Below are 25,737 nucleotides of genomic sequence, written 5' to 3' on the forward strand. Positions count from 1 at the left end.
AATGACGATGGATAACTAATAAAGGGGATGACTAACCTGGATTTGGTATTACCTCCTATTAAACTTAGCTTTCAAATCGTTAAGAGTGGGTGATTGCGGAGGCTTGCTGGTAGCTTTTCTATCGCTATTTGGTTGCTCTTGTAACTTCATTGATAAACTAATGCGCTTCAATTTCTCATTAACTTCTAGCACGCGCACCTTCACCACTTGTCCCACCTTAACAATCAGTTTTGGGTCTTCCACAAATCTGTCAGCTAGTTGAGAAATATGCACTAAACCATCCTGATGCACGCCGATATCAACAAATGCCCCAAAGTTAGCAACATTGGTAACAATACCTTCTAATTCCATGCCCACATTCAAGTCAGAAATTTCTTTAATTCCTGCTTTAAAAGTGGCATATTTGAACTCATCTCGCGGGTCTCTTCCCGGTTTTTCCAGTTCCTTAATGATATCGCGGAGGGTGGGTTCGCCGATGGTTTCGGTGACGTATTTTTTAATGTTAATAGACTTGACTTTTTCAGATAGTTGTGTTATATGTGCTAACGGAACGCTCAAATCTTTAGCGATCGCTTCCACAACAAAGTAACTTTCTGGATGCACTGCTGTATTATCCAGTGGATTTTCGCCCCCGCGAATGCGTAGGAAACCAGCAGCTTGTTCAAAAGCTTTTGGCCCCAATTTCGGTACTTTCAGAAGTTGACGGCGATTTTTAAAGGCTCCATTTTCATTGCGGTAATTAACTATATTTTTAGCAACCGTTGGTGTCATTCCCGATACAAAGGTCAGTAATTCTTTGGATGCTGTATTTAAGTCTACACCCACATAGTTAACGCAGCTTTCTACGGTGTCGTCGAGTTTCTTTTTGAGCAATTTTTGATCGACATCATGCTGATATTGTCCTACACCGATTGATTTCGGGTCAATTTTAACAAGTTCCGCCAGGGGATCTTGCAAGCGGCGACCAATACTGATGGCTCCTCTTACTGTAAGATCGAGATCGGGAAATTCTGCGATCGCTACATCACTTGCTGAATAAATCGATGCACCAGATTCATTCACCATCACTTTAATTGGCTTTCTTTCTAAGGTTGCCAAAACTTCAGCAATAAACTCATCTGTCTCGCGAGAAGCTGTGCCATTACCAATCGCGATCAGCTCAATTTTGTAAGTCTCAATCATCCGCTTAATAGTATTAGCAGATTGTTGACGCTGTGCAACTGCTTGATGGGGGAAAATTGTCTGATATTCTAAAAATTTACCCGTTTCTGATAGTACAGAAACCTTACACCCAGTCCGAAATCCCGGATCTACGGCTAATGTCGGCTTCATCCCAGCGGGAGCCGATAGCAATAACTCCCGAAGATTGGTTTCAAATGTCTTAATTGACTCCAAATCTGCGTCGGCTTTCCTATTACTCCGTACCTCCGTAGTTAGAGATGTTTTCATCAACCGATTGAAGGCATCTTTGAGCATCGCTTGATAAAATTCTCTGACTGCTTTCACTTTAGTTTTAATCTCCTGAGATTCGAGATAGGAGAGTACAGCAGACTCATCGAAGGCAAGATCCAAGTCTAAAATCCCTTCCGTTTCACCCCGAAATAAAGCCAGCATATTATGAGGTTGAATGTTTTTAACAGCAACTTGATAATTGCGGTACATTTCAAATTTAGTGCTGCCTTCGGGATGTTCATCTTTGATCCGCGAAACAAAGGAACCCGATTTCATCAAATAGTCTCGTAAATATGCCCGCAATTCTGCTTTTTCTGAGACTTCCTCTGCTAAAATATCAGCAGCACCTTTGAGAGCTTCTTCTGCGGTTTTGACACCCTTCTCTTCGGAGATATATTTAGCGGCTTCTGCTTCTAGGGATACTGGTTGTGCCTGGAGTAAGTTAAGAGATTTGATAAATTCTGCTAGTGGTTCTAATCCTTTTTCTCTAGCAATAGTTGCTCGCGTGCGCCGCTTAGTTTTGTAGGGAAGATAGAGGTCTTCAAGTAAGTTTTTTTGTAGGCAAGCTTCGATTTTAGCTTTTAATTCGTCAGTGAGTTTACCTTGAGATGCGATCGCATCTAAAATTGTTTTTTTGCGGTCTTCAATTTCGGTAAGATAGGTAAATCGTTCGGAGATATCTCGCAACTGAATTTCATCCAGAGAACCCGTGCGCTCTTTGCGGTAGCGGGCAATAAAGGGAATTGTCGCTCCCTCAGCGAAAAGTTCAAGAGCGCTATTAATTTGAGCTGGATTGATGGAAAGTTCTTGTGCTAGAAGTTGAGGAATATTGAACATATTGTCTTAGTTTGAAGTAATCGATAATGGGATGAGGTTAAGGGGTAAGTTTCTTATTATACCAAATTTGGATATAAAATTCTATTTATGATTGGGTGCGATCGCTTTTCTTAATTAAGGCGATGGCGAGCGAAGGGCTAATCTGCGGTAGTTAGGGCTATAAATAAGATTATACTGCAAATCTATAGATACTAATAAATCCTAATTTTTTGAGGAAGTATTGACAAGACAGAAAATATGCGGTATTTAGTAAAAACTGGTGTTTTTGCGACGTTTATATCTTAATGGCATCCAATAAATACTACGCTGTTTTCAAGGGTAGGAAGACAGGAATATTTTCGAGTTGGCAGGAGTGTGATGAGCAAGTCACAGGCTTTAGTGGTGCTCTGTATAAATCCTTAAAGACCCAAGCAGAAGCAGAAGCAGCGTTAGAGCTTACAAACCAAACTTCAATATTTCAGCAAGAGCCTGAAAAAACGAAGCAAGAATTTGTAAAGTCAAATGCTATCTCTACGCACGAAATTATAATGGATAGTGTTTGTGTTGACGCTTCTTGTTTAGGCAACCCTGGTGTTGTTGAGTACAAAGGTGTTCACACAACCACACACGAAATAATTTTTCACAAAAAACCAATACCTTATGGGACGAATAATCTTGGAGAATTCTTAGCTATTGTTCATGCACTAGCACATCTTAAAAATCAAGGTAGCGATATACCTATCTATTCCGATTCAGAGACAGCTATTCTTTGGGTTAGAAACAAGCAAGTACGAACAAAGTTAAATCGAAATGAGAGTAGTGAGGAAATATTTAATTTGGTAGAACGGGCATTGAGTTGGCTAGAGAGTAATGACTATGCTAATCCTATCCTTAAGTGGAATACTGTTTTTTGGGGGGAAATCCCAGCAGATTTTGGTCGAAAATAGGTCTAATCTATTTGAGATTGTAAGGATATGCGATCGCCAACCGTGCGAACGTTATATCAATGACATCCCGATCGAAGCATATAATCAGAGTATAACCCTCGATCGATACAATAACATTCATTTGGTTTGTGTGCAGGCGAGTTTACCGTTCCCGATAATTTTGACGATCCTTTGCCAGAGATCCATTTGACAGAATAGTGACTCCCAATGAAAGCATATAATCAAAGCATAAATCCTGGATCGATACAAATATGCTGAAAACGCTTTGGGCTACTATTCGGCACGGCAAAATTGAACTGTTAGAGCCAACAGAGCTACCAGAAGGTGTAAAGGTACTGGTAACATTACTGCCTGACGATGAGACTGAATTCTGGCTAGAAGCAAGCCAAACATCGCTGAGTACAGTTTGGGATAACAATGAGGATGATGTGTATGCCCAACTACTCCAAGAATGACATTATTTTGGTGCGGTATCCCTTTTCAGACTTATCGAGCTCAAAGGTAAGACCTGCCGTTGTTGTGAGTGTAGTACACCCATCTCAAGACATCATAATTACCCCCTTGACGAGCCAAACGAGTTCGTTACTTGAAGGAGAGTTTGTGTTGTCTGAGTGGGCAGCAGTAGGGTTGAACGTACCTACAGCAGTCAAAAGAGGTGTTTATACGGTGCATCAAAAATTGGCGATCAAAGTGATTGGTAAGTTAGTTGATACTGATGCGGAACAACTTGAATAATCTTTACAGGATTGGTTGGGTTTGTAGTTTAAACTGCGATCGCACCACCATCTCTTTGTGTTCGATCGCTAACCACCCCAATCCCCGATCGATCGCCTCCCCTTAGTCTAAAATCTCCTCATCCGGGTAATTCCCCACTCGACAAACTTCAAATTTCTCAGATAGCCTGTTAGAGCATCCCCTCTGAACTAAAATCTCAATGGAGGAGACGAAAGTGAGCAAGGTTTATATTATTACCGGTACCAGTAGCGGCTTTGGTCGCGCCCTCGCAGAAGCAGTTCTCAGTCGTGGCGATCGCGCCATTCTAACAGCCCGAAAAACTGAAAGTATCTCTGATTTAGTTGAAAAATATCCAGACACAGCAATAGCTGTACGCATGGATGTTACAAACGAGAGCGATCGCCAAGCAGTAGTTCAAGCTGCGATCGAAAGCTTCGGGCGTATTGATGTCTTAGTCAATAACGCAGGGCGTGGTAGTCTCGGTGCAGCCGAAGAGTTTTCTCTTGCACAACTCCGCGAACAAATGGAAGTCAATTTTATCGCTTGTGCAGAAATGATTCGGGCTGTATTGCCTACGATGCGAAGTCAAAAAAGCGGTCATATCCTCAACATTTCTAGTATCGGCGGTCGCGTCAACGTCGGTGGATTTGCGCTTTACGGTGCGTCCAAATTCGCTCTTGAGGGTTATTCAGAGGCGCTACATGATGAGGTAAAGCCATTAGGTATTCGCGTCATGATCGTTGAGCCAGGGGCCTTTCGCACAGAGTTCGCTGGCGACTCTAATATTCGTCCAGAAACCACCATTTCCGATTACCAGCAAGTCATTGAACCCATCCATCAGTATCTCTATGGCAGTAACGGTAAACAACTTGGCGACCCTCACAAAGCGGCCTTGGTGATGATTCAGGTTGTAGAAAGCAGCGATCCACCGTTACGTTTAATGTTGGGTGCAGATGCCTATGGCCTTTGGGATCGGAAACGTGCCGAGACGGATGCAGAAATGGCGAAATGGCGCGAAGTTGGAGAGGATACCGCGTTTTCGGATGTTAATTTTGTCGCGATTGGGGGCTAATAGCAGTTCGATAAAGAGTGTTTTCCAGCCCGGAGAGAATAGATAGAGTGAATGATGGAAGATGCGAGTGCGATCGTATCTTCCATTATCAAAATGATTTCTCACTTCCGCTTTGTCTCGGTTTAAAAGATGAGGATTAATATTTTTTTTGAGTGGTTCTTGACAGGAAATAAAATATGTAGTAATTTAAAAAAAAGTTTTTTTGCTACCAACCTGGGTTAACATAAATATATAGTTTAGATAAAAAATAGAAATTATGGACAAAGTTGAAAATATTAGCCACGCAGAACTAATTGATCCTCAAGCGCAAATGGTTGTGGCTTGGTTAAAGCAAATTGGTCTTCCCTCAGATAATATAATTGCTGAACAATCAGAGCGAGCAATTATTGGTCAAAATCTGCCTGCTTACATTAAGTCGCTCCCTGATGAGATTAAAAGAGACGCACGTTATTTATCCAAGTTTGTAGTTGGCGCAGGATTCGGACTATTTGACTACTCTCTTAATGCAGTATGGAATGAACTTACCTTAGATCTTAGAAAAAAAGCTATTGCTTACGGAATTGATATATTTTTTGATAATGCAGTAGGAGGCAAAAACCGAGATTTCTATGAAACAGAAGAAGATCTCGCCTCCCTGAAAGATGCAGTTTTATTAGACACTTGTAGAAAACTTGAGCTTATTTCTGACACAACCTACAAAAAGTTAAAGCATATTCTTGAGATGAGAAATGACATAGGAATTTCTCATCCAACAAATTACACAATCAATGCGTTTGAATTGCTGGGATGGTTGCAAACGTGCATTCAAGATGTTCTGAAAGATAGACCAACAGAAGCTGCCCTTCAAGTGCAAGCATTTATCAAAAACTTAAGAACAGATAGTAAACTGATAGATAACCATACCCAGAAAACAATTGACTCAAACATAGCTAAATTACCTAGTCATCTATGTGGAAACATACTTAGAACTGTCTTTGGAATATTCGTATCTACAGATACAGATATCCAAATAAGGAAAAATATTTCTTTAATAGCTCCGTCCGTTTGGGGAAATTGTTTAGATGAACCCAAATATAAATTAGGTCTTATTCTTGAAGGATACAATACTAATCTTCATAGAGATAAGTATGAGTTGGGTGAGCAATTTTTCCAATTTGTAAGTGGAAATACATATCGCTCATCCAATGAAAGGGCGGTGATTGTTGATGAGTTATTGGAACAACTCCTAGCTAAGCACAACGGCTGGAATAATTTTCATCATGAAGCTCCGGTTGCCGATTCTATAGCCTCATATATAGCTGGACAATCAGATATTCTTCCCAGTTATGCAGAAAAGTTAGCTAAGGTTGTTTTGATGTGTCGGATTGGTCGAGGAGTTAGTTACTGTAGTGGTGTATCCCCTAGAGGAAAAGTATACTATGATAACTTGCTTGCTCTATTAGGCGATAAATATTCACACCTTGCCATAATCGCTCTTACTCATTATGAAATACAGCGAAAATTGGAAAATAGCGAATGCAGAAAACAAGCTAGGTTAGCGTTAGAAATAATAAAGCAAAACGTAGTCAATGCAAGATTGGCTGAGTGCTTTGACTATTTAATTGATAAAATAGAGAAAAATCGTCGGTGTGTGTTGAATAGGGAATTTAAAGAACTATCAAGTCAGTATGTTAAATGGTAATTTCCAAGAAGCCTATTGGAGTGGAGGGAATAAGAGAGGATCTATCGGTTACGATTTAGTATTTCCAACCACTAGAAAGACCCTATCAAGGTGGCGAACAAGTCGAATTGCCTATTTCTCACAATTTGTTTCCTCTCTTAAACCAAGATCCCAGAGTCCCAAAAACGAGGTAATGCAATGAACGATCGCTTTTGGAATCAGGTCAAGTCTAAGTATCGGTTAGGTGAACTAATTCATGGTAAAGTTCAGCATCATGCACCCTTTGGTATTTTTGTAAACATTGGCGACGAAAAAGTGCAAGGTCTTGTTCAGATTACCGATTTTGTAGACACTGGAGACATGACTCCAGAAATGTATCCAGATATTGGTTCACCAATTGGGGCTGTAGTGATAGGTTATACCCAGGACGATCGCAATCAAATCTGGTTGAGTGTGAAGCCCAGTGTATTGCAAAAAGCCTTGGTTCATCTCAAAATGCCAGCAATAATCGAAAAATCTTAACCCGTCGCAGAACAAATCGCGATCGCCTTTATCCCCTACTTCCCCAAGCTTCCCACAAAAGCCAGATATTCTTCACTCCTTAATCCCCCTTGCAATCCCGCCAAAACCTTCGCCAAATCCCCCGATAACAACGCAGCCTTATCTAACCATAAACCAGGAAAAACTTGAGAGCAAATCATCCCCTCAGCATTAGCTTCTCGTTGCCGATACTCCCCATCTTGCAAATAAAACCAATCCAACTCACCATCATCAACTCGCCAAATTACATACTCTTGCACTCCATTCCGACGATAAACTTTTAGCTTTTGATGTCGATCGATAGAAACAGTAGATGCTGCAATTTCTACAATTAATTCTGGTGTCCCTTCCACATAATCATCCTCACTAATCCGCGAATTTCCCCCCTGTTCAATTCTTAATAAAGCATCCGGTTGTACTTCATTATCAGTATCCAACCGCACCGTAGCATTGTCCCCCACCTGTACTCCGGGAGTAGAGGCTTTATAAACTCCCAGCCAAGTCATAATATAAGCATGAGGTTCCCCATGACTTCTAATTCTTAATGCAGATGCCATATAAACAATCCCCTCAATTAATTCAGCTTTTTTGAGATGTGGCATTGCTTGATAACGCCGCTCAAATTCAAAACGAGTGAGTTGATCGCCATTTTCTAAGGGAGCAATAGTTACAGGAGGAGCAATTAGGTTAGAGGTGAGCATATTTCTATCCCCTACGTTTAATTAAATCTAATTTTAACACATAACGTCATTGCGAGCGAAGCGAAGCAATCTCAAGGTCTTGCGATTGCTTCGCTTCGCTCGCAATGACAAAACAACGAACAACGAACAACTAACAACCAACAACTAACAACTAACAACTAACAACCAACAACTAACAATTACTTTTCTTGTAATTCCTCAATACCTTCCCATCCTTCCGGTACTCCATACTGTTGATATTTCTCACAGCGTTTAATATAAAGCATCGCCGCCTTATCTTGAGGATTAACGGCTAAAACTTCCTGAAAAATTATCTTGGCTTCCTCAAATTGTTGCTGATAATAAAGAAAAACTCCCACCTCAAAACGAGCCTGAGTCTGAGTTTTTAATCGATTTTGCTCCTCAGCATCGCCATCGAAAACTTCAAATATTGCTACCGCCGCCTTTTTCCCCTTTACCATCACCCTATCCAAAAATCTAAACTTTTGTTCTTCCGTATAATCGAGACAGCAAAGCGTTTTATGACTGATTAAAATCCCCGCACCATAAAGCTTGGTTAACCCTTCTAAACGAGAAGCAAGATTTACTGCATCGGCTATTACTGTACTTTCCATCCGCTCTTGAGAGCCAATAGTTCCTAACATTAAACTCCCCGTATGTAAACCAACACCAATCGAAATAGGAAGATAACCATCTTTTTGGCGTTCTTCATTGTAAATATTTACTTGTTTTTGCATCGCAATTGCACCAGCTACCGCATCATTAGCTGACTGTGGAAATAAAGCCATGATTGCATCGCCAATATACTTATCAATGAAGCCATTATGATCGCGAATTACGGGGCTAACTCGACTCAAATATTCATTAAGAAAACTAAAATTCTCTTCGGGTGACATCCCCTCGGATAGCGTGGTAAACGAGCGAATATCTGAAAACATCACCGTCATTTCTTTCTGGATTTGGTCGCCTAATTTCACATCAACAATACTTTCTTGTCCCAAAAAATTTAGAAATTCATGGGGAACAAAACGACCATAAGCAGCATTGATTTTAGCCAGACGAATATGAGTCTTAATTCTCGCTAACAATTCATTTTTAGAAAAAGGTTTACTCAAATAATCATTAGCGCCCGAATTAAAACCTTCCACTAAATCTGTGACTTGATTTTTCGCAGTTAACATTACAATTGGCAACTCAATAGCTGGGAACTTTTCACGCAATATTTGACAGACTTCATAGCCGCTCATTCGCGGCATCATTACATCTAATAAAATTAAATCTGGTCTAAATCCATTCTCAATAATTTCTAAAGCTTCAAAACCATTAGTTGCTTGTGTCACCTCATATTTTAAAACTGAAAGATTATTAATCAAAACTTGGATATTAACGGGTTCATCATCAACTATCAGAATCTTCAATTCGCTGCCAGATGAATCTTTAAATCCAGGCTGAAGCAGAGGATCGATGGTTAAATCTTGTGTTTTATTGATCGCAGAAACTGGTGATATATATTGATTAGTTTGAACCTGATTTTGGGAAATAGGCAAAGTAAAAATAAACTTAGAACCAACTCCGACTTTAGAGGATACCCAAATTTCCCCTTGGTGCAATTCTACTAGCTGTTTCGTCACCGCCAAACCCAAACCTGTACCGCCGTATTCTCTAGCAGTCGAACCGTCACCCTGCTCAAAAGCCTCAAAAATTCTCTCTAGTTTATCTTCTGGTATGCCAATCCCAGTATCGGCAACAGTAATCGCTAATCGTTGATTTTGTGTTGATGAATCATTACTTTCAACTATTTTTATGTAGCCTTCTTGTAATAGCTTAGATGAAGAATCGACAACCTCTGCTGAAACTTCTACAATCCCCTTTTCTGTGAACTTTATGGCATTACCAATGATGTTATGCAGAATTTGCTGCATCCGATTCTCATCAGCATCTACTAGCGGAACTTCAGGACTAATTGCATTGATCAATCGCAAAGATTTTTTGCCGATTAGCGGTTGAGAAAGAGTCAGCACTACTTCACTAATTTCTCGCATTCCAATCGGTTTAATTTCTAGTTCCATATTATTGTGACTCAGCTTAGAGAAATCTAGAATATCGTTGACTAGATTGGAAAGCCTTCTGCCACTGGATACAATTAATGCCAGATTAGAAACAGTCTTATCTGGTAATGAACCTGTAGCTCCATCTATTAGAGATTCAGCAATGCCGATAATACCATTAAGGGGGGTGCGAAGTTCGTGAGATGTATTCGCTAAAAACTCATCTTTGAGTTTATCTAGTTGTTGCAATTCAGCATTTTTAGTTTCTAAGCTGGTAAATGACTCTTGTAACTGCCTTGCCATGCTGTTAAAAGCCTTAGCCAAAACACCTAGTTCATCCGAACGTTCTAGGTTAACTTGTTGGTTAAATTCTCCTTGAGAAAGAGCTGTTGCTGCATCTTTTAATTTCATAATCGGTCGAATAATCCAGCGGGAGGTAATAATTCCCACAAAGGTAGCTAATAGCAATGCAGTTAAACATAGTAAAATTGTAGTGCGATTGTTAGCATTAATATGTTCCATGAAGTCAGATTCGGGAACGACAACGACAATCAGCCAATCTAATCGCATTATGTCTTTGTAAGGTACAACTTGCACGAATTGCCGCTGGCCATCAATTAAAAAATCGAGCTGTTCTGATTTTTCAAGCAGGCTGAGATTGCTAAAATGTTTGGTTAAATATTGAGCTGTAGCGCGAGTTAAGGGATCTTTACTATCGATGGCACTGAGCCGTTTTGCTTTCTTGTCCAGGTCGTTCATAATAAAGGGATTTTCAGTAGTTGAAGTGGCTACTAATAAACCTGAACGTTCAATAATGAAGACTTGACCTTGAGGACTAATATTGATATTTTTCAGGAAATCACTAATTAAGCTGAGAATTAAATCAACACCCATTACTCCGCGAAAAGTGCCTGTCTTGTCATATAACAACCTCGATGCTGTGATGCCCAATTCGCCGCCAGTAAAGTTATAAATTTCACTCCAATTAGGTTGCTTGGTTTCAATTGTTTTGATGTACCAAGGTCGAGTTCTGGGGTCATATTTATCAACTACGATCAACTCACCGATATTACCTTGGCTATCGAGTTTATAGGCTCGACGTTCGGGAGATTGCTCAACAACTTTACCTGTGTATGTGCCGTTCTGTTCGTTTTTGACATAGATAAATTCTCCATCTTTACTCCCAATATAAATTGAGTTAATGGCATTAAATAACTGGATTTCTTGCCATAGAAAATACTGTGCAGCGGGGAAGTTATCAAAAGTTAATTCTCCGCGTTTAGCAGCATCGGCATTAATTTGATTGATGACATTTGGTTGGCGGAGATAATTCTGGAGGTGTTGCTGTACTCTGTCAGTAACTTCGCTGCGAAGTTGCGTAGCTACATCGTTAACAGCTTTCTGTCCGTTGCGAAATGATAGATACCCTACGAGTCCCACAGCTCCAAAGATTTGTAGAACAAAGGGGACTACAAGCAAGATGCGGAGGGGAATTTTACCTGAAACTTTAGAAACGGGACGGGTGACAGATTTTATAGCCGTTTTCAGTTGCATAAGGTAGACTAGGGTAATTGGTAATTGCTAATTGACCGGAAAGTTAAGTTACTAAAATCTATGAAATCTGTGTTCAAATTGCTAATTGGTAATTGTAATTAAAAGCAGACAGGATGTTAGCGACTGTAAGATATGCCTGCGCTATTCTCCTGTAGATATAGCAACTGCTAAGGTGATGAAGACATTCTTATTTGCTGAAACCATGATGAAGATTGCATTTTTCTTCTAATTTCTGCTTTCAGCATAGCTGTCTTCTGCCTTCTGGTATCTATTATGTTGTAGGGGATCGAAAGCGTCAACACTCTGGTTTATGGCTCACCGTCGGGAAGAACACGCAGCTAAGCGCCCTCACGAAGTCTTAGTTGTGAGGGCGAAAATAGAGGGTAAATTGGATGAAATTGCTATTTTTAAGGGTTTTTCTATTTCTCTGACTCATCGAACAGCCTTCAATCCCGACGTGCCAGGTTTAAATCCCGTTAATTTATTATATCAAATCTGGCCAATTAGTGGCTATTTTGTGATGACAAGTATTTAACCAGATATGATAATTAATCTATTAAATACTCTCTAACTTCCTAGCCCACATATTGACTAAAGTTATTCTGTCAAATCGACTTGCCGAATCTCTTCTAGCGTCATATCCAAGCATTGTGCTATCTGCTCATCGCTCAAACCGATGGCTTGCAAGCGTGCGATCGCCTCAATTTTCGCCTGCTGCTTTCCCCGCAAAAACTCAGGCGATTCTTCCTTTGATGTGCAGACATTCAGAGATCCGATTAAATTATTATGAGCGACATGATAACCATTAATAACACCGCCAGTAACGTTACTAATCATCGACTTCCGAATCAGTGCCGATCGCAAGTTTAATTTATTAACCTCTTCTCCAAAAGCATCAGAGAACAACTCCCATAGCTCGTAGCCGACATCTTTAACATAACCCTCCGTACAATTCAGTGCTTGGGCAATATCGCCATACTTTTGACGCTTCAAAACACCCTCAATCACGCCAACTTGCATATCATCTAAATGCTTGCCAGTTTTCGCAAAGACCACTTCATCTGCAAAAGCTACTGCTTCTCGAACGTTCATCAGCTTTCCTCACGAGATCGTAACAATAAAATTATAACCTTCTATATCCGACTATATCCGACTATATCCGACTATTTTCGCCTTGAATACAAAAACTGTTGTAGCTATCTTAAATTTTTCTGTATTATCCGGCTTTATCCGACTTTATTCGACTATGCAGATCAATTTGCAAGTTGTATTATTGTGAGTGTAAAAATATCGCATAAAAATAAATTCATGACGACTACCCAGATCGCTCTCGATAAAAAATCACATCCTTTAATGATGCACCTGAGCATCTTGTCAAAGTACGACATCTCCGAAGAGCAATCTAGCTACGATCCTAGTACGCAGACCTCTAACATCTCCTCTATGGCGCGCTCCTGGTCTGCTAAGAAAGGCTCCTCTCCTAAACAGTGGCCTTATAAGCCCGATGATGACCAGAAAGAGGACGACTAGAATTTTGTCTAATTATCACATATATTTTATCGCCCTTTCGTTTCTTGAAAGACCTGTATGAATTTTTGCATTACAGGTCTTTGATTGTCAACATTATTTCAATTGTTGTGAGTGTAAAACCATCGCTAAAGAGAAATTAACTTATGACGACTAGCCAGCTTGCTCTCGATAAAAAAGCATATCCTTTGATGATGCACCTGAGCATCTTGTCGAAGTACGATGACATCTCCGCAGAGCAATCTAGCTACGAGTCCAACACCCAGACTTCCAACATTAATTCCAGGAGCTGCACCTGGGCTTGTATCAAAGGCTCCTCTCCTAAACACTGGCCTCATAAGCCCGATGACGACCAGCAAAAAGGCGACTCCGACTAGAATCTTTTCTGTTTAACAGATATATTTGTTGCCCTCTAGTTTTTTGAAAGACCCGTAGAGATTTTTTTTGCATTACAGATATTTCCCTGTCAATATTATTTCAATTAATTTAGTTATGACCAACCTTTTAATCGTGACTTCCGAGACTGACATTCATGCAGATATCGTTATCCAAGAATTACAAAAATTACAAAAATCGAAGATTATCGTTAGGCAAGAATTACAAAAATCGAATATTCGAGCAATTAGATTGAACTCAGAAAGTTTTATTCAAAAAAGTCAGTATTTTTATGAATGGCAAGCTTCTGGCAATTCCAGTCAAAGTTTTTTGTCTTTTGAAGATTCTTTGAAAGAAGTTCAAGATATTGGCGTGATTTGGTGGCGAAAACCCGAAGATTATCAAGTTTTTCCAGAAGTTAATGATACTTGGGCAATCAAGTATTGTCAACAGGAAACAGAATCTTTGATTTATTCACTTTCTGGACTCTATCCCAAAGCTAGATGGGTCAATAACTACTACAAAATTAGATTGCCATCCCATCGCATCAACCAAATCCCAATTGCTCAAAAACTGGGAATTACTATCCCTCCAACAATCGTAACCAATTCATATGAAGCGGCTTGCGACTTTGTGACACAACAGGGAAAGTGCATTGTCAAACCGATGCGCTACTCTGGATTCCTACATGATGAAAAGCAGTACGCTTGCTATACTCGCCCCATTGATGTAGAAACACTTGAGATATTTCGAGAGAGCATTCGATTAGCACCTGTTTTCATTCAAAAACGCATTCAAAAGAAAGCAGAATATCGCGTTACATTAATTGGTAAACATGATTTTGTCTGTCGCATTGATGCCCAACATACCAACGATGCAGATGTGACGTTGGATTGGCGCGTCATCGAACCAGATAAACTCGTTCACGTTCCCGACAAGCTGCCAATAGATTACCTCAATAAACTTCATCAAATGCTTGACGAGTTTGGTTTAAATTTTGGTGCATTCGATATTATTCGCGACGAGGACGACACGATTTATTTTATCGAACTTAATCCCAACGGACAATGGTATTGGATCGAGATTCTCACTAAAATGCCTATGGTTCGCGCAATGGTCGAACTCATCGAAGATTTAGCGCTTCAATATCAACAGGATTGCTGAATTCTCAGTTTGACCCTTTCTAGCTGCGGCTGTCGGAGGAAGCAAAAATTTTGGAGTCTCAAAGTCAGCGCGATCGCAACGCAATTAATCAATCTGGGTAGTTAATTTCATAAGTCTTTCCACTAACAATATGAATGCAATAGGCTTTAAACGTTTGTTGCCAGTTAAATTCCCTGATATCTGCTGGCTTCATTTTTAAGATTTGTTAAAATTTACATGGTAAGATATACTATCTCTTATACTATTTTGCAATAAAATATTCGTATTGATAGGGCGATCGCAGATGGTAGTCGAATTAACTAAGGGTGCAAGGTTTAACCTTTCTAAACAAGCTCCCGATTTAAAGAAAGTTGCGATCGCCCTCGGTTGGGAGTCAACTCACTCCGACCAAAGTTATGAAATAGATGCCTCTGCGTTTATGTTAGGAGTAGATGGCAAAATTCCTCACGAACAATATTTTGTATTCTACAATAACTTACAGTCCTTTGATGGCGCTATCCTGCAATCATCACCTAAGAAAGAACAGCAAGAAAAGACAGGAAATAAGGCAGTTTATGGTGTGATGCTCGAAAAAATCAATTCTAATATTCAGGAAATAATATTTGTTGGTACTATTGAAGAAAATCCAGAGAAAGATGCCAACTTTAGCCTGGTTAAAAATGCTTTTATCAGAATTTGTAACTTAGATAATGGTAGCGAAATTACCCGCTACGATCTAGCAGAAAGTTTTTCCCACGAGACGGCTGTAGAGTTTGGTCGTTTGTATAGAAACAAAGGAGAATGGAAGTTTCAGGCTGTAGGACAAGGATATAATTCTGGATTGCAAAGCTTTGTTGATAAATATCATGGCGAGAATATACAATCTACTGCTAGCGCCTTGGCAGTTAGCCCATCATTAGATAATTCTCAGTCTGTTATTAACGACTCAAGTGTAGAATCAGAACCGAAAAAACCGCGTAAGAAAAAAAGACGCAAAACACCCAAAACTACTAATCAAGCTCCTGCTAGAAATCGCAAAATAACCCTAAGTTTATTTGCCGGATTAAGTGTTTTAATTCTGGGCGTAAGTGCAGGCGCGATCGCGTTAATCAAATCACAAGAAGTAAGTCTGAATCAAGCCAAGATATTGATAGCTGACCAAGAAAAGTTTAGAACCTCAACAGATATAAATTTACTAACAAATGTACGCGAAAGCCTCAAAAAATCAGTAGCAAATTTAGATAAAATCCCTAACTTGCCTGGTTTTGCCTATCATCAAGCTCAATCAGATTTAGCAAACCTACGCCCCAGTTTGGTGTCAGTTGAGCAAAATATCAAAGCTGTTCAAAGTCTAGAAACCGCTCAAAAATTAGCATTAGAAGCTGCTATTGCCGTAAAAAATCCACCTCATACGGCGGAAGTTTGGCAGAGTTCGCAAAGCAAATGGCAGCAAGCGATCGCGCTTTTACATGCGATTCCAACAGACGCATCTGTTTATATTACAGCTCAACAAAAGCTCTCTAATTACCTTGCGAACCAGACTGTTATTAGTCAAAGATTCGCTACAGCCCAAAAAGCTGTTACTTTCAGCAATCAAGGTTCTCTGAAGCTGGAAAAAGCCGATTATCGAGGCGCGATCGCAAATTTTAACCAAGCAGTTAGCCTCAACCAGAACTTACCCCAAGCTTATCTCGGCTTAGGAATTTCTCACTCAAAACTAGGTAATAACTATCAGGCAATTCAATACTATAACCAGGCACTAAAATTTAATACTAACTTTGCAGATGCCTACTTTAGCAGGGGTCAAGCCTACTATGAAATGGGGATTAAGCAAAAAGCGAACGCAGATTATGAACAAACCATTCGCCTTAACCCTAACTATGCCCTAGCCTACCTAGAACGAGGCGCTATTCGCTATCAAATAGGCTCTAAACCGCAAGGTTTGCAAGATTTCCGCCAAGCCGCAGAGCTTTTTTCTAAGCAGGGAGATACAAAGAATTACGAACTAGCCCAAACCCTGATCGACAAGTTTGAAGAGCCAGCCTCACCAAGCCCAGAGCTAGTAAAATGCAATTATTCAACTAATATAGACTCATTAGGTCGGCGCTGCGGTGTGCGTGTAAAGATTCCAGTTATCACCCGCAGAAATTCTACTTTCAACTCCTCGAACCCCGATACTAACATTAAAAATGAGACGAGAAAACAGCAAATATTTCCCTCTAATTATGATAGCACCAGTAGCAGACCTCGCAGGAGTAGAAGAAGTAGAAGATAAGCTCAATTTAAGCTTTTTTAAGCACTAAAGCTTAAACACCATTTACTTTTTTCCCTTGCCGAAAACGGCGAATTCCTACTAATCCGCTAGCGGCTAAGGCTAAACCATTCAGAGTTAAAAGTTCAGTAAATTGCAACTCTCCCTCTTCTAATACTTCGCGAACTACTATCGCCACAGGAGGGAGCAAAAATTGCTTTGAAGTTTCAGAGGCGGCGCGATCGCGCGAGGCGAGTTTGATTTCACTCTCTTGCTGCGGTAATTTATCGCCAGCAGACGCTTTGGGAGCAGCCACAGCAAGTAAAAGACTTAATATCAGTGCAGAGGTAGTAAATTTCGTCAGTAAATTAGTTGTTTTATTCATAAATCCTCCTCACAGGGAGTCGCGCCATCAAATTTTTGCTTATAGTGAAGGGTATAACCCCCTCTGGCTGACACCCCCTACTCACTCAATCATTACTCGCCAAAGTACGGGTGTAAATAGTCTTGGGCAAATTTCACTCAATCTTTAAAAATCCCCTCTCCGCGTGAAGCTTGGCGTTACGGAGGTAGGTAAAATGATGGATTTCAGGCTCAAAATCCCCTTCGCACCCTGAATTGTCACAGAAGACAAGAGAGCGATCGCAGAAACTAAGTAGGTTAAGTATAAATAAACACTTCTATACCTTTAGACTTTTACGTAACTCCCCCCTCTAGGCGGTAAAAATACCCCCCAGAGGGCGGCGTTACGGATACGTAAGTGCCATATAAAATAGAAATAGAGTTATAGGAAAATATCATGCAAGCATACAAACTCAAAGGAACTATCGATTCCGCAGGTAATTTAATAGTTGCCGAACCTGTTAATATGCCCCCAGGCGATGTTGAAATTATCCTCTTGCAAACAGTTGATAAAGTTGCCAGTTCCACAGTTCCAGTAACCGAATTACAACCAGAGACACCTAAGAAGAAGTTTGAAAGCCAAGTCAAGGCATTTCAGGGTTTATTTGATGAAAACACCCCATCCCAGGTAGATGATTCACAAGTTACACAACCTAAAAGGACAGTAGAATGCCCAATTCCAATTTTGAAAGAATGGCTAGAAAAAACCGAGCCCGCTCCCGCTGATTTTGATATTGAGCAAGCTAGATGGGAAAGACTAAAGGAGAAATATCTATGAAAATTCTTTTAGACACCAATATAATTATCGATGTTGCGCTTGAACGACAGCCCTTTTACAGCGAAAGTGTGCAATTAATTTCATTAGTTTACCAAAGACAAGTAGAAGGATATATTTCTGGGTCTACTTTTAGTGACCTTTACTATATTATCCGTAAAGCTAAAGGTCGAGACTTAACGCTTGAGTTTGTCAGAAATATATCGACTTTCTGCCAAGTTGCTACAGTCGATCGAGCTGTTATTTCAATGGCTTTAAATGCCAACTTCAAAGATTTTGAAGATGCCATTCAATACAGCACTGCTGTCATCAATCAACTAGATGCAATTATCACTCGTAACCAGAAAGACTTTCCCGTTACTACTCCTCGAATCCTCACACCTGCTCAGTTGATTCAAGAGTTAACCAATTATCCTTAATTTTTTTGTTAAATCCGCGATTAATCGCGTTCCTACAGTCGCTAAATTTCAGACTCTAATTCACTCATCCGCACTTTTACAGGCATCTCAACGGACTTACCATCAGTCACTTCCAATACTTTCTGCTGCTCATCATCCGCCTTAGTTTCAGTTAGCTTTCCTCTCAATTTTTCCGCTAAAATATCTCGCTGATTAATCAAATAAATACTAACTAAAGTCAGGGCTACACCTATTGACTGTATAGGGTTCAGCACTTCCCCTAAAAATAAATTGCCAAACAGCAAAGCAAAAACTGGAGTCAAGAAAGTCAGCGAACTTAAACTTGTGAGACTGCCGCTAGAGGCAAAGTAAAAAAATAAACCGTAAGCGATCGCACTCCCAAACACCGTCGCATAACCCAAGGCCATCCAGCCAGAAAAATCAATATTCACAAACTGTTGCGATTCTGTCACCGCCGAAAGCCCAAACAGCGGCAAACCCCCTAAAATCATGTGCCAACCCGTCGCCGTCACCGGATCGGCATAGCGGCAAACCCACCGCACCAAAACCGTACCCACAGCCATCGACAAAGCCGCCAACAGCATCAACCATTCGCCACTTTGGAACAACACCCCAATCCCCGCAGAGGTCGCCTGCACCGTCTCAGGATGCAGCCAACCCGAAATCAACCCCTCCGGTAAGCCAATCAAACTAATACCCGCAATGCCGATCGCCAGTCCTAACCAACCCCAAAATCCAATTCGTTCTTGAAACAGCCACAGCGATAAAATCGCCACCGCCAGCGGTTGAGAATCGATCATCACCGAACCTAAACCCGCACCAGTTCGGACTAACCCTTCCGCCAAAAAGCCTTGAAACAGCGCACCATCTATAAGTGCAAACAGCGAAATCCACAGCCACGCCTTCCCACCCTGCGGCTGAGGTTTACCCATCAGCGCGGCGGCCAGCAACACTAACACCCCCGCCGGTACTAACCGCACCCCCGCCATAAATAGGGGCGTTGTGTTGGGGATGACCCCTTTCATCGCTACCATTGCGGTTCCCCACAGGAAAAACGGCGCAATCAGCAATAGCGGCGCAAATGGCAGTTTTGACTCAGTAAGCTTTAGCTGCATAATTATGGCTCCAAACAATAAGAGGGGTATCCTAAATTATTATGAAGTAATTTTAAGATTTGTGTGCAACCTCAGTCAATCACAAAACTGAGAAACCGCTAAAGTTTCTTATTATTTATGTAATGCTGCCCTTTGAACGGTGTCCTAACCGCTCAGCGATCGCCCAAAATGAAGCCGCGCAGGTGCTATAAACTCGCGCTTGTTTAAGTTTATAAAAATCTCAGCCTCTAGTTCGGGAAAGCTTTCCCAACATAGACAGAAAAGGTGACAAGCTAGTGTGAGATCCGAGAATAGCTAAGCTAAAATTTTTATTACGACAACCATTTTTGATGCTTTTGGCTAAACTCTTCGATTTAGTAGAACTTTTGAAGAGTCTCTTTTAAGATTAATAAGATTATTGTGGGATTAATTCATTCAAACAAGAAAACAATCTCTATGTTTACAAATTTAAAGCTAAGAGGTCGCATATTTCTAGGATTTTCAATTCCTGTGATTTTAATCTTGGGATTTAGCGGGCTAGTTTACTTCGTACTCAATCCAATTAATGCGATTTTTAAAGATTTAAATAGAGAGCAGCAAGCGGTTGTAGAAACAGATAATATGGTTATAATAACTGGGATGATGGCGCAGCAAGTTCGGGGCTATCTTCTGATCAAAAATGAAGATCCTTTACGCGAATATGAGAAACAGAAGCAGCGCTATCAACGTGCTGTTGAAGCAGCAAGCAAAGCGATCATAGATTCACAAGAGAGAGAAATTTTTAAAGAACTGGTTCAGCTCGGAGAAAGGTTTGATGCTTTAGCAAAGGAAACCTTTCGTTTAAAAAATCTAAATAAAGACAATGAAGCCATAAATTATTATCTTAGAGAGTCTAAAACAATTCTAGACAAATACGATTCTTTGAGCAATCAAATTAATGATATAGAAGCAGTCTTGCTGAACACATATATTAAGGAAGCAAACGACTCAATCCAATTTCTTATTTTAGCGGCTGTGGTAACTGTACTGTTATCTATGGGTTTTGCCAGTATTGCTGCGTCTTTACTTTGGGGAACTATTGCTAAGACGAATAAAACAATCAATCAGACAGTAAATGCGATGGTTAGTTCTTCGACAGAAATCGGAGCGACAGTAGAACAGCAGGAACGAATGGCAAGTCAACAGGCTGTCTCGGTGAACCAAACTACTATTACGATGAATGAGTTGGCGGCATCCTCAAAGAGTTCAGCAGAACAAGCAGAATCATCCGCAACTAAGGCCAGTCAGGTATTAACCCTTGCGGACTCGTCTGTAGACGGTGCTCGTCAGGTATTAGCCCTTGCGGACGAGTCCGCAACTGGTGCTCGTCAGGTATTAACCCTAGCAGAGGGAGGAACTAAAACAGTAGGGCGAACTCTCGAAGAAATGTCTTTATTGAAAGAGAAAGTAGAAGCGATCGCCGAACAAATTGTCCGCTTGAACGATCAGAATAATCAGATTGGCGGCATTATTAATATCGTCACCGATTTAGCCAGTCAGACAAATATGCTCGCCTTAAATGCTGCTGTGGAAGCCGTCCGCGCTGGGGAACACGGTAGAGGGTTTGCTGTGGTTGCCTCAGAAATTCGTAAACTTGCCGATCAGAGTAAAAAATCGGCAGAGAAAATTAATAACTTGGTTGTAGCGATCCAGTCGGCGATCAATTCGACAGTAATAGTTACTCAAGAAGGCAGGAAAACCGCACAGGAAGGAATCCAACTTTCTCAAGAGACAGCTCAATCTTTTGCCAGCGTGAGGCAGGCGATCGAAAATATTGTTTTAACGTCTTCTAAGGGCGTAGCTGAGGCAATCAAAGATATCGTTTTGAGCAATCAACAAGCGGCGATCGCAGCTATTAACGATGTCGTTATTAGCTCTCAACAAATTTCTCTGACTTCGCAACAACAAGCGATCGCCATTCAGCAAGTGGTCGATGCCATGAACTCTCTCAATCACTCAGCCGTACAGACTGCCAGCGGCATCACGCAAACAAAAATTGGGATTCAAAAACTGAATGAAGCCGCCCAGAATCTCCAAACATTAGTGTAGCGCGACATCCATTATCTACATACCCACCGCCATAGAGGATGACTTGGCCCTTGTTGGCGAATACGGCGAACTTGTTGTTCTAAACGCAATTGTTCTTTCCGAGGCAATCCGAGCAAAATATTACGACTTTGCCAAACAAGTACAGCCAAAGTCATCCCTATACACAAACCCAAACCAATAGCAGGCAAGCGGTTATAAACCAAACCATAACGCACAGCGGCCCAAGTAAAATTTTCTAGCCATAAAGTAATTTCCCTACGTAACCCCCACAAGCTCAAAGGAGCCACGCTCAGCCACAGCAACCCAACAACTAACCAACGGCCGTAAACAGTTAATTGATGAAGTCTTTGCAATTCAGCTTGAAAAATGGGGTCATTATCAAGCGAAGAGGAAGAAGATAAAGGAGGAGTTTTCACTTTTTCCTATTTTTCAATATCATCTTGAGGATTGGGCCCATCAACAGGAACGAGCATAGTTTTAGCTGCGCGATCGCGCCACCAAGCCAGCAGCGTGCTAGCAACAAAAATACTTGAATAAGCACCCGCAATAAACCCAACAATCAGCGCCAGCGCAAAATATTTTAGCGTTTCCCCACCAAACAAGAAGATAGCAAATAACGTCAGCAGCGTCGTCATAGTCGTATTGATCGATCTTCCCAAAGTTTGATTAACAGCATCATCCACAATTTGATTAATTGATTCATTGGGGTTAAGCTTAATTACTTCTCGCACTCGGTCATAAATCACCACCGTATCGTTAACAGAAAAACCGATAATTGTCAAGAGAGCAACCACAAATAAACTATCAACTTCTACACCCTGAACTAAACCTAAAATTGAGAAAACGCCCACAGTAATTAATACATCGTGGAACAAGGCAACAAAAGCAAAAAACGCATAGTCTAACTGGAAGCGCAACGTCAGATAACCTGTAATGCCTGCAAAAGACAGCATTAAAGCCAGCAATCCAGAGGTAAAAAGTTGTCTCCCTAGCGTCGGGCCAACTGTATCAATCTTAGTAGATTTAGGATCAAAAGCGCCTAACTTTTCGCTTAAAGCTGTTTGTAACTTAGTGCGTTGTTCTACATCTAAAGTTTTTGTACGGATCGAGATACCCTGTTTACTTTTATTATTTGCATCTGTAACAAGTTGGATGCTGCTATTAGCTAAACCTTGGCTATCAAGAATTTCTCTGACAGCGGCAATATCAATGGGTTTACTACAATTTGCTGGTTGAGTGCAGTCAAGTTCAAACTGTAATTTAGTGCCACCGATAAAGTCTAAACTTGGTCGTAAAGGAGCACCGATATTTGGATTAGTCCAAGAAATCACCATCGACACTAAACCTGCCAAGATAATAGCGCAGGAAACCGCCCACCAAATCGACCGATATTTAATAACGCTGAATTTCATAAATTTGATAATTGGTAATTGGTAATTGGTAATTGTTAACGGTTAACAGTTAACTGTTAACGGTTAACTGTTAACAATTAAGATATTGCCTTTGGTAAATTAGGACAAAACCATTGCGGTTTACGTAACTCAGGAAAACTCAATACTACTAACAGCAAAGTACGGCTACAAGTAATCGCCGTAAACATACTCATTGCTACACCTAATGCCAAAGTTAGCGCAAAACCTTTGACTAAACCCGAACCCAGCCAGAAAAGGGCAGCACAGGCAATCACAGTTGTTACATTGCCATCTAAAATACTAGAAAAAGCCCGATAAAAACCAGATTCTACAGAGCGATACAAAGTTTTACCAGCCCGCAATTCTTCCCGCGTGCGCTCAAAAATCAATACATTAGCATCAACAGCCATCCCAATACTGAGGATAAAACCAGCAATTCCTGGTAGCGTTAAAGTCACACCTAAAAGCACAAAACAAGCCCAAGTTAGCAGCGAATAAATTAAGAGCGACACATCTGCAATCACCCCTGGCAGTCGATAGTAAGCGATCATAAAAATCAATACTAAAGTCAAGCCGCCAATACCCGCATAAATACTGCTTTGAATGCTATCGCGACCTAAAGTAGCGCCAACAGTGCGGTTCTCAATAATTTCTACTGGAACTGGTAAAGCACCGCCGCGTAATTGTACTGCTAAATCGTTAGCTTCTTGAACTGTAAAGCTGCCTGTAATTTCTACATTGCCACCAGTGATGCCACTCTCTGCAAATTGAACTCCCACAGTAGGAGAACTAAGCAGCTTTTCGTCTAAGTAAATACCGAGAGTTCGTCCCGTACCCGCCAGGTTTTTAGTCATTGTGGCAAATAGTTCTCCACCGGGTGGATCGAAGCGGAGAACTACTTTCCAATTGTTACCCCCCTGTGTAGGTTCAGCTTGGGCATCTTTGAGGTTTTTCCCATTGAGTCCAGTAACTTTATAGAGTTTGGCAATTGCCTCATTACTCCTCTTCAAAGCTGCATTATTTTCTTCGATTGCAGCTTGATTCCCACTATTTTTTAACTCTACCTGCTTCGCTAACAATTCTGCCTGCACTTGCCTCTCAATTCCTAACTGTGCTTCAGTTCCAGGCAACTGTTCCCGAAAATCTAACTGTGCAGTCCCGCCCAAAACCCGCTCAGCTTGTTGGGGGTCGCTGACTCCTGGTAACTGTACGAGAATTTGGTCTTCTCCTACTGTTTGTACAACGGCTTCGGATACCCCTAAACCATTAACGCGATTTTCGACAATCCGCTGCACATCCTCTAACATTTGCTGCTCAATTTTAGGAATTTCCGGGGTCGTTTTCACCTGAATTGTAAGTTGCGACCCTCCTTGTAAATCTAATCCCAGCCTTGGCGGAACTTTTACCACTACAGTAATTGCTGCCAGAACTAAAACTAAGATTAGAGCTAATAATGAACGCTGTTTTTGCATAACGTAACCCGGAGAAACAAATGATTATTATATCGTTATTTTGTGATTGTCTTAGGGCATTGCTAATTGCTAATTGCTAATTGCTAATTGCTAATTGCTAATCGCTAATGGCTAATCGCTAATTGCTAATTGCTAATCGCTAATTGCCGAGCTTTCACTGTGAACAGTTAGCCGTTAGCGGTTAACAGTTAACCGTTAACCGTTAACAATTAACAATGCCTTTTGAACCTTAAACTCGCAGAGCGACCATCTTTTGGACTGCCTCGACAATTTGGGGCGGCTGGACGATCGTTAGTCTTTCCAATGTACCATTGTAAGGTGTGGGAATATCTTGGGAAGACAGGCGTAATACAGGAGCATCTAGTTCGTCAAATAGGCGATCGCTAATCGAAGCAATTAATTCCGCACCTATCCCACCAGTTTTCATGCACTCCTCAACAATAATTACCTTGTGAGTTTTGCGAACTGAAGCCCCGATAGTTTCCATATCCAGGGGTTTAAGGGAAATTAAATCGATCACTTCTGGATCGTAACCTTCTTTGACCAGTGTCGGCACTGCTTGCATGACGTGATGCCGCATCCGCGAATAAGTCAGGATAGTAACATCCTTGCCAGTTCGCACAATTTCTGCTTTATCTAGCGGGACTAGGTATTCTTCCTCTGGCAAGTCTTCTTTGAGGTTGTAGAGGAGAACGTGCTCGAAGAAGAGTACGGGGTTATCATCGCGGATAGCTGACTTTAGCAATCCTTTAGCATTATAAGGCGTAGAGGCGGCGACGATTTTTAGACCTGGTACTGCTTGGAAATAAGCTTCTAAACGCTGGGAGTGCTCAGCGCCGAGTTGCCTTCCCACCCCCCCTGGCCCGCGAATTACCATTGGCATTTTAAAGTTACCGCCGGAAGTATAGCGTAGCATTCCGGCATTATTGGCAATTTGGTTAAAGGCTAGCAGCAAAAAGCCCATGTTCATGCCTTCGATGATTGGTCGCAGTCCCGTCATTGCCGCGCCTACAGCCATGCCTGTAAAGCTATTTTCAGCGATGGGGGTATCGAGTACCCTCAGATCGCCATATTTTTTGTAGAGGTCTTTGGTCACTTTGTAGGAACCGCCATAGTGTCCTACGTCTTCGCCGAGTACGAATACGGCGGAGTCGCGGGCCATTTCTTCGTCAATGGCGGCGCGGAGGGCATTGAAGAATAAGGTTTCTGCCATCGGACTGTGTGATTGAGGTGGGTCAGACTAGCATATTACCC

22 protein-coding genes are annotated in these 25,737 nt (G+C 41.1%); 12 read left to right on the forward strand and 10 right to left on the reverse strand.

The window, feature by feature from the left end; translation table 11 throughout:
* Positions 1–48 precede the first annotated feature (48 nt).
* Complete coding sequence (locus PN499_RS01005; protein ID WP_272029716.1) at positions 49–2,289, reverse strand: Tex family protein; 2,241 nt, start codon at positions 2,287–2,289, stop codon at positions 49–51.
* Positions 2,290–2,573: 284 nt separating this feature from the next.
* On the opposite strand from PN499_RS01005, the gene PN499_RS01010 reads away from it, so the two are divergent.
* The 6 genes from PN499_RS01010 to PN499_RS01035 all read left to right on the forward strand — a co-directional run bounded on the left by PN499_RS01010 (position 2,574) and on the right by PN499_RS01035 (position 7,204).
* Positions 2,574–3,215, forward strand: coding sequence for a ribonuclease H1 domain-containing protein (locus tag PN499_RS01010; protein WP_272029717.1), 642 nt, complete (start codon positions 2,574–2,576; stop codon positions 3,213–3,215).
* 251 nt (positions 3,216–3,466) lie between these two features.
* Positions 3,467–3,670, forward strand: coding sequence for a hypothetical protein (locus tag PN499_RS01015; protein ID WP_272029718.1), 204 nt, complete (start codon positions 3,467–3,469; stop codon positions 3,668–3,670).
* A complete protein-coding gene (locus PN499_RS01020; RefSeq protein WP_272029719.1) occupies positions 3,648–3,950 on the forward strand; it encodes a type II toxin-antitoxin system PemK/MazF family toxin in 303 nt (100 codons plus the stop codon). The genes PN499_RS01015 and PN499_RS01020 overlap by 23 nt, the downstream gene beginning before the upstream one ends.
* Positions 3,951–4,164: 214 nt before the next feature.
* Entirely contained in the window at positions 4,165–5,022 is an 858-nt protein-coding gene (locus PN499_RS01025) for an oxidoreductase (RefSeq protein WP_272029720.1), read from the forward strand.
* A 256-nt stretch (positions 5,023–5,278) separates the two neighbouring features.
* Positions 5,279–6,703: a hypothetical protein gene (locus tag PN499_RS01030; RefSeq protein WP_272029721.1), complete on the forward strand. Its 1,425-nt coding sequence runs from the start codon at positions 5,279–5,281 to the stop codon at positions 6,701–6,703.
* Between the two features lie 177 nt (positions 6,704–6,880).
* Positions 6,881–7,204, forward strand: a complete 324-nt coding sequence (locus PN499_RS01035; protein WP_272029722.1) for a S1 RNA-binding domain-containing protein — start codon at positions 6,881–6,883, stop codon at positions 7,202–7,204.
* Between the two features lie 35 nt (positions 7,205–7,239).
* Here PN499_RS01035 and PN499_RS01040 read toward each other — a convergent pair whose 3' ends face one another.
* Both PN499_RS01040 and PN499_RS01045 read right to left on the reverse strand, forming a co-directional pair.
* Complete coding sequence (locus PN499_RS01040; RefSeq protein WP_272029723.1) at positions 7,240–7,923, reverse strand: Uma2 family endonuclease; 684 nt, start codon at positions 7,921–7,923, stop codon at positions 7,240–7,242.
* 179 nt (positions 7,924–8,102) lie between these two features.
* On the reverse strand, positions 8,103–11,525 hold the full coding sequence (locus PN499_RS01045) for an ATP-binding protein (protein ID WP_272029724.1): 3,423 nt from the start codon (positions 11,523–11,525) through the stop codon (positions 8,103–8,105).
* A 310-nt stretch (positions 11,526–11,835) separates the two neighbouring features.
* On the opposite strand from PN499_RS01045, the gene PN499_RS01050 reads away from it, so the two are divergent.
* Positions 11,836–12,060 carry a DUF7734 family protein gene (locus tag PN499_RS01050; RefSeq protein WP_272029725.1) on the forward strand — a complete coding sequence of 75 codons (225 nt, stop codon included), beginning with the start codon at positions 11,836–11,838 and terminating at the stop codon, positions 12,058–12,060.
* Between the two features lie 62 nt (positions 12,061–12,122).
* Here the strand turns inward: PN499_RS01050 and PN499_RS01055 are convergent, their stop codons facing one another.
* Positions 12,123–12,617 carry a hypothetical protein gene (locus PN499_RS01055; RefSeq protein WP_272029726.1) on the reverse strand — a complete coding sequence of 165 codons (495 nt, stop codon included), beginning with the start codon at positions 12,615–12,617 and terminating at the stop codon, positions 12,123–12,125.
* Between the two features lie 927 nt (positions 12,618–13,544).
* Here PN499_RS01055 and PN499_RS01060 point away from each other — a divergent pair.
* Positions 13,545–14,591, forward strand: coding sequence for an MvdC/MvdD family ATP grasp protein (locus PN499_RS01060; protein WP_272029727.1), 1,047 nt, complete (start codon positions 13,545–13,547; stop codon positions 14,589–14,591).
* A gap of 283 nt (positions 14,592–14,874) precedes the next feature.
* Positions 14,875–16,845: a TerD family protein gene (locus tag PN499_RS01065; protein ID WP_272029728.1), complete on the forward strand. Its 1,971-nt coding sequence runs from the start codon at positions 14,875–14,877 to the stop codon at positions 16,843–16,845.
* 31 nt (positions 16,846–16,876) lie between these two features.
* Here PN499_RS01065 and PN499_RS01070 read toward each other — a convergent pair whose 3' ends face one another.
* The gene (locus PN499_RS01070) at positions 16,877–17,206 is read right to left on the reverse strand and encodes a hypothetical protein (RefSeq protein ID WP_272029729.1); all 330 of its coding nucleotides are present in this window, start codon (positions 17,204–17,206) and stop codon (positions 16,877–16,879) included.
* A gap of 414 nt (positions 17,207–17,620) precedes the next feature.
* On the opposite strand from PN499_RS01070, the gene PN499_RS01075 reads away from it, so the two are divergent.
* Both PN499_RS01075 and PN499_RS01080 read left to right on the forward strand, forming a co-directional pair.
* The gene (locus PN499_RS01075; protein ID WP_272029730.1) at positions 17,621–18,001 is read left to right on the forward strand and encodes a hypothetical protein; all 381 of its coding nucleotides are present in this window, start codon (positions 17,621–17,623) and stop codon (positions 17,999–18,001) included.
* Positions 17,998–18,417, forward strand: coding sequence for a type II toxin-antitoxin system VapC family toxin (locus PN499_RS01080; protein ID WP_272029731.1), 420 nt, complete (start codon positions 17,998–18,000; stop codon positions 18,415–18,417). Before PN499_RS01075 ends, PN499_RS01080 begins: the two co-directional genes overlap by 4 nt.
* Before the next feature lie 41 nt (positions 18,418–18,458).
* Here the strand turns inward: PN499_RS01080 and PN499_RS01085 are convergent, their stop codons facing one another.
* Positions 18,459–19,532 carry a DMT family transporter gene (locus tag PN499_RS01085; protein ID WP_272029732.1) on the reverse strand — a complete coding sequence of 358 codons (1,074 nt, stop codon included), beginning with the start codon at positions 19,530–19,532 and terminating at the stop codon, positions 18,459–18,461.
* 435 nt (positions 19,533–19,967) lie between these two features.
* Here PN499_RS01085 and PN499_RS01090 point away from each other — a divergent pair, with 435 nt between their 5' ends.
* Positions 19,968–21,599 (forward strand): methyl-accepting chemotaxis protein, encoded by a 1,632-nt coding sequence (locus PN499_RS01090; RefSeq protein WP_272029733.1) that lies wholly within the window; start codon positions 19,968–19,970, stop codon positions 21,597–21,599.
* A gap of 11 nt (positions 21,600–21,610) precedes the next feature.
* On the opposite strand, the gene PN499_RS01095 is transcribed toward PN499_RS01090, so the two are convergent.
* The 4 genes from PN499_RS01095 to PN499_RS01110 form a co-directional block, all read right to left on the reverse strand.
* A complete protein-coding gene (locus tag PN499_RS01095) occupies positions 21,611–22,015 on the reverse strand; it encodes a hypothetical protein (RefSeq protein ID WP_272029734.1) in 405 nt (134 codons plus the stop codon).
* Positions 22,016–22,021: 6 nt separating this feature from the next.
* Positions 22,022–23,011, reverse strand: a complete 990-nt coding sequence (secF, locus tag PN499_RS01100) for a protein translocase subunit SecF (protein WP_272029735.1) — start codon at positions 23,009–23,011, stop codon at positions 22,022–22,024.
* Between the two features lie 77 nt (positions 23,012–23,088).
* Entirely contained in the window at positions 23,089–24,483 is a 1,395-nt protein-coding gene (gene secD / locus PN499_RS01105; RefSeq protein ID WP_272029736.1) for a protein translocase subunit SecD, read from the reverse strand.
* Positions 24,484–24,712: 229 nt separating this feature from the next.
* Positions 24,713–25,696, reverse strand: a complete 984-nt coding sequence (locus PN499_RS01110) for an alpha-ketoacid dehydrogenase subunit beta (RefSeq protein ID WP_272029737.1) — start codon at positions 25,694–25,696, stop codon at positions 24,713–24,715.
* Between the last annotated feature and the right edge of the window lie 41 nt (positions 25,697–25,737).

Source organism: Kamptonema animale CS-326, from assembly GCF_028330895.1.
Classification (GTDB): domain Bacteria; phylum Cyanobacteriota; class Cyanobacteriia; order Cyanobacteriales; family Microcoleaceae; genus Kamptonema; species Kamptonema formosum.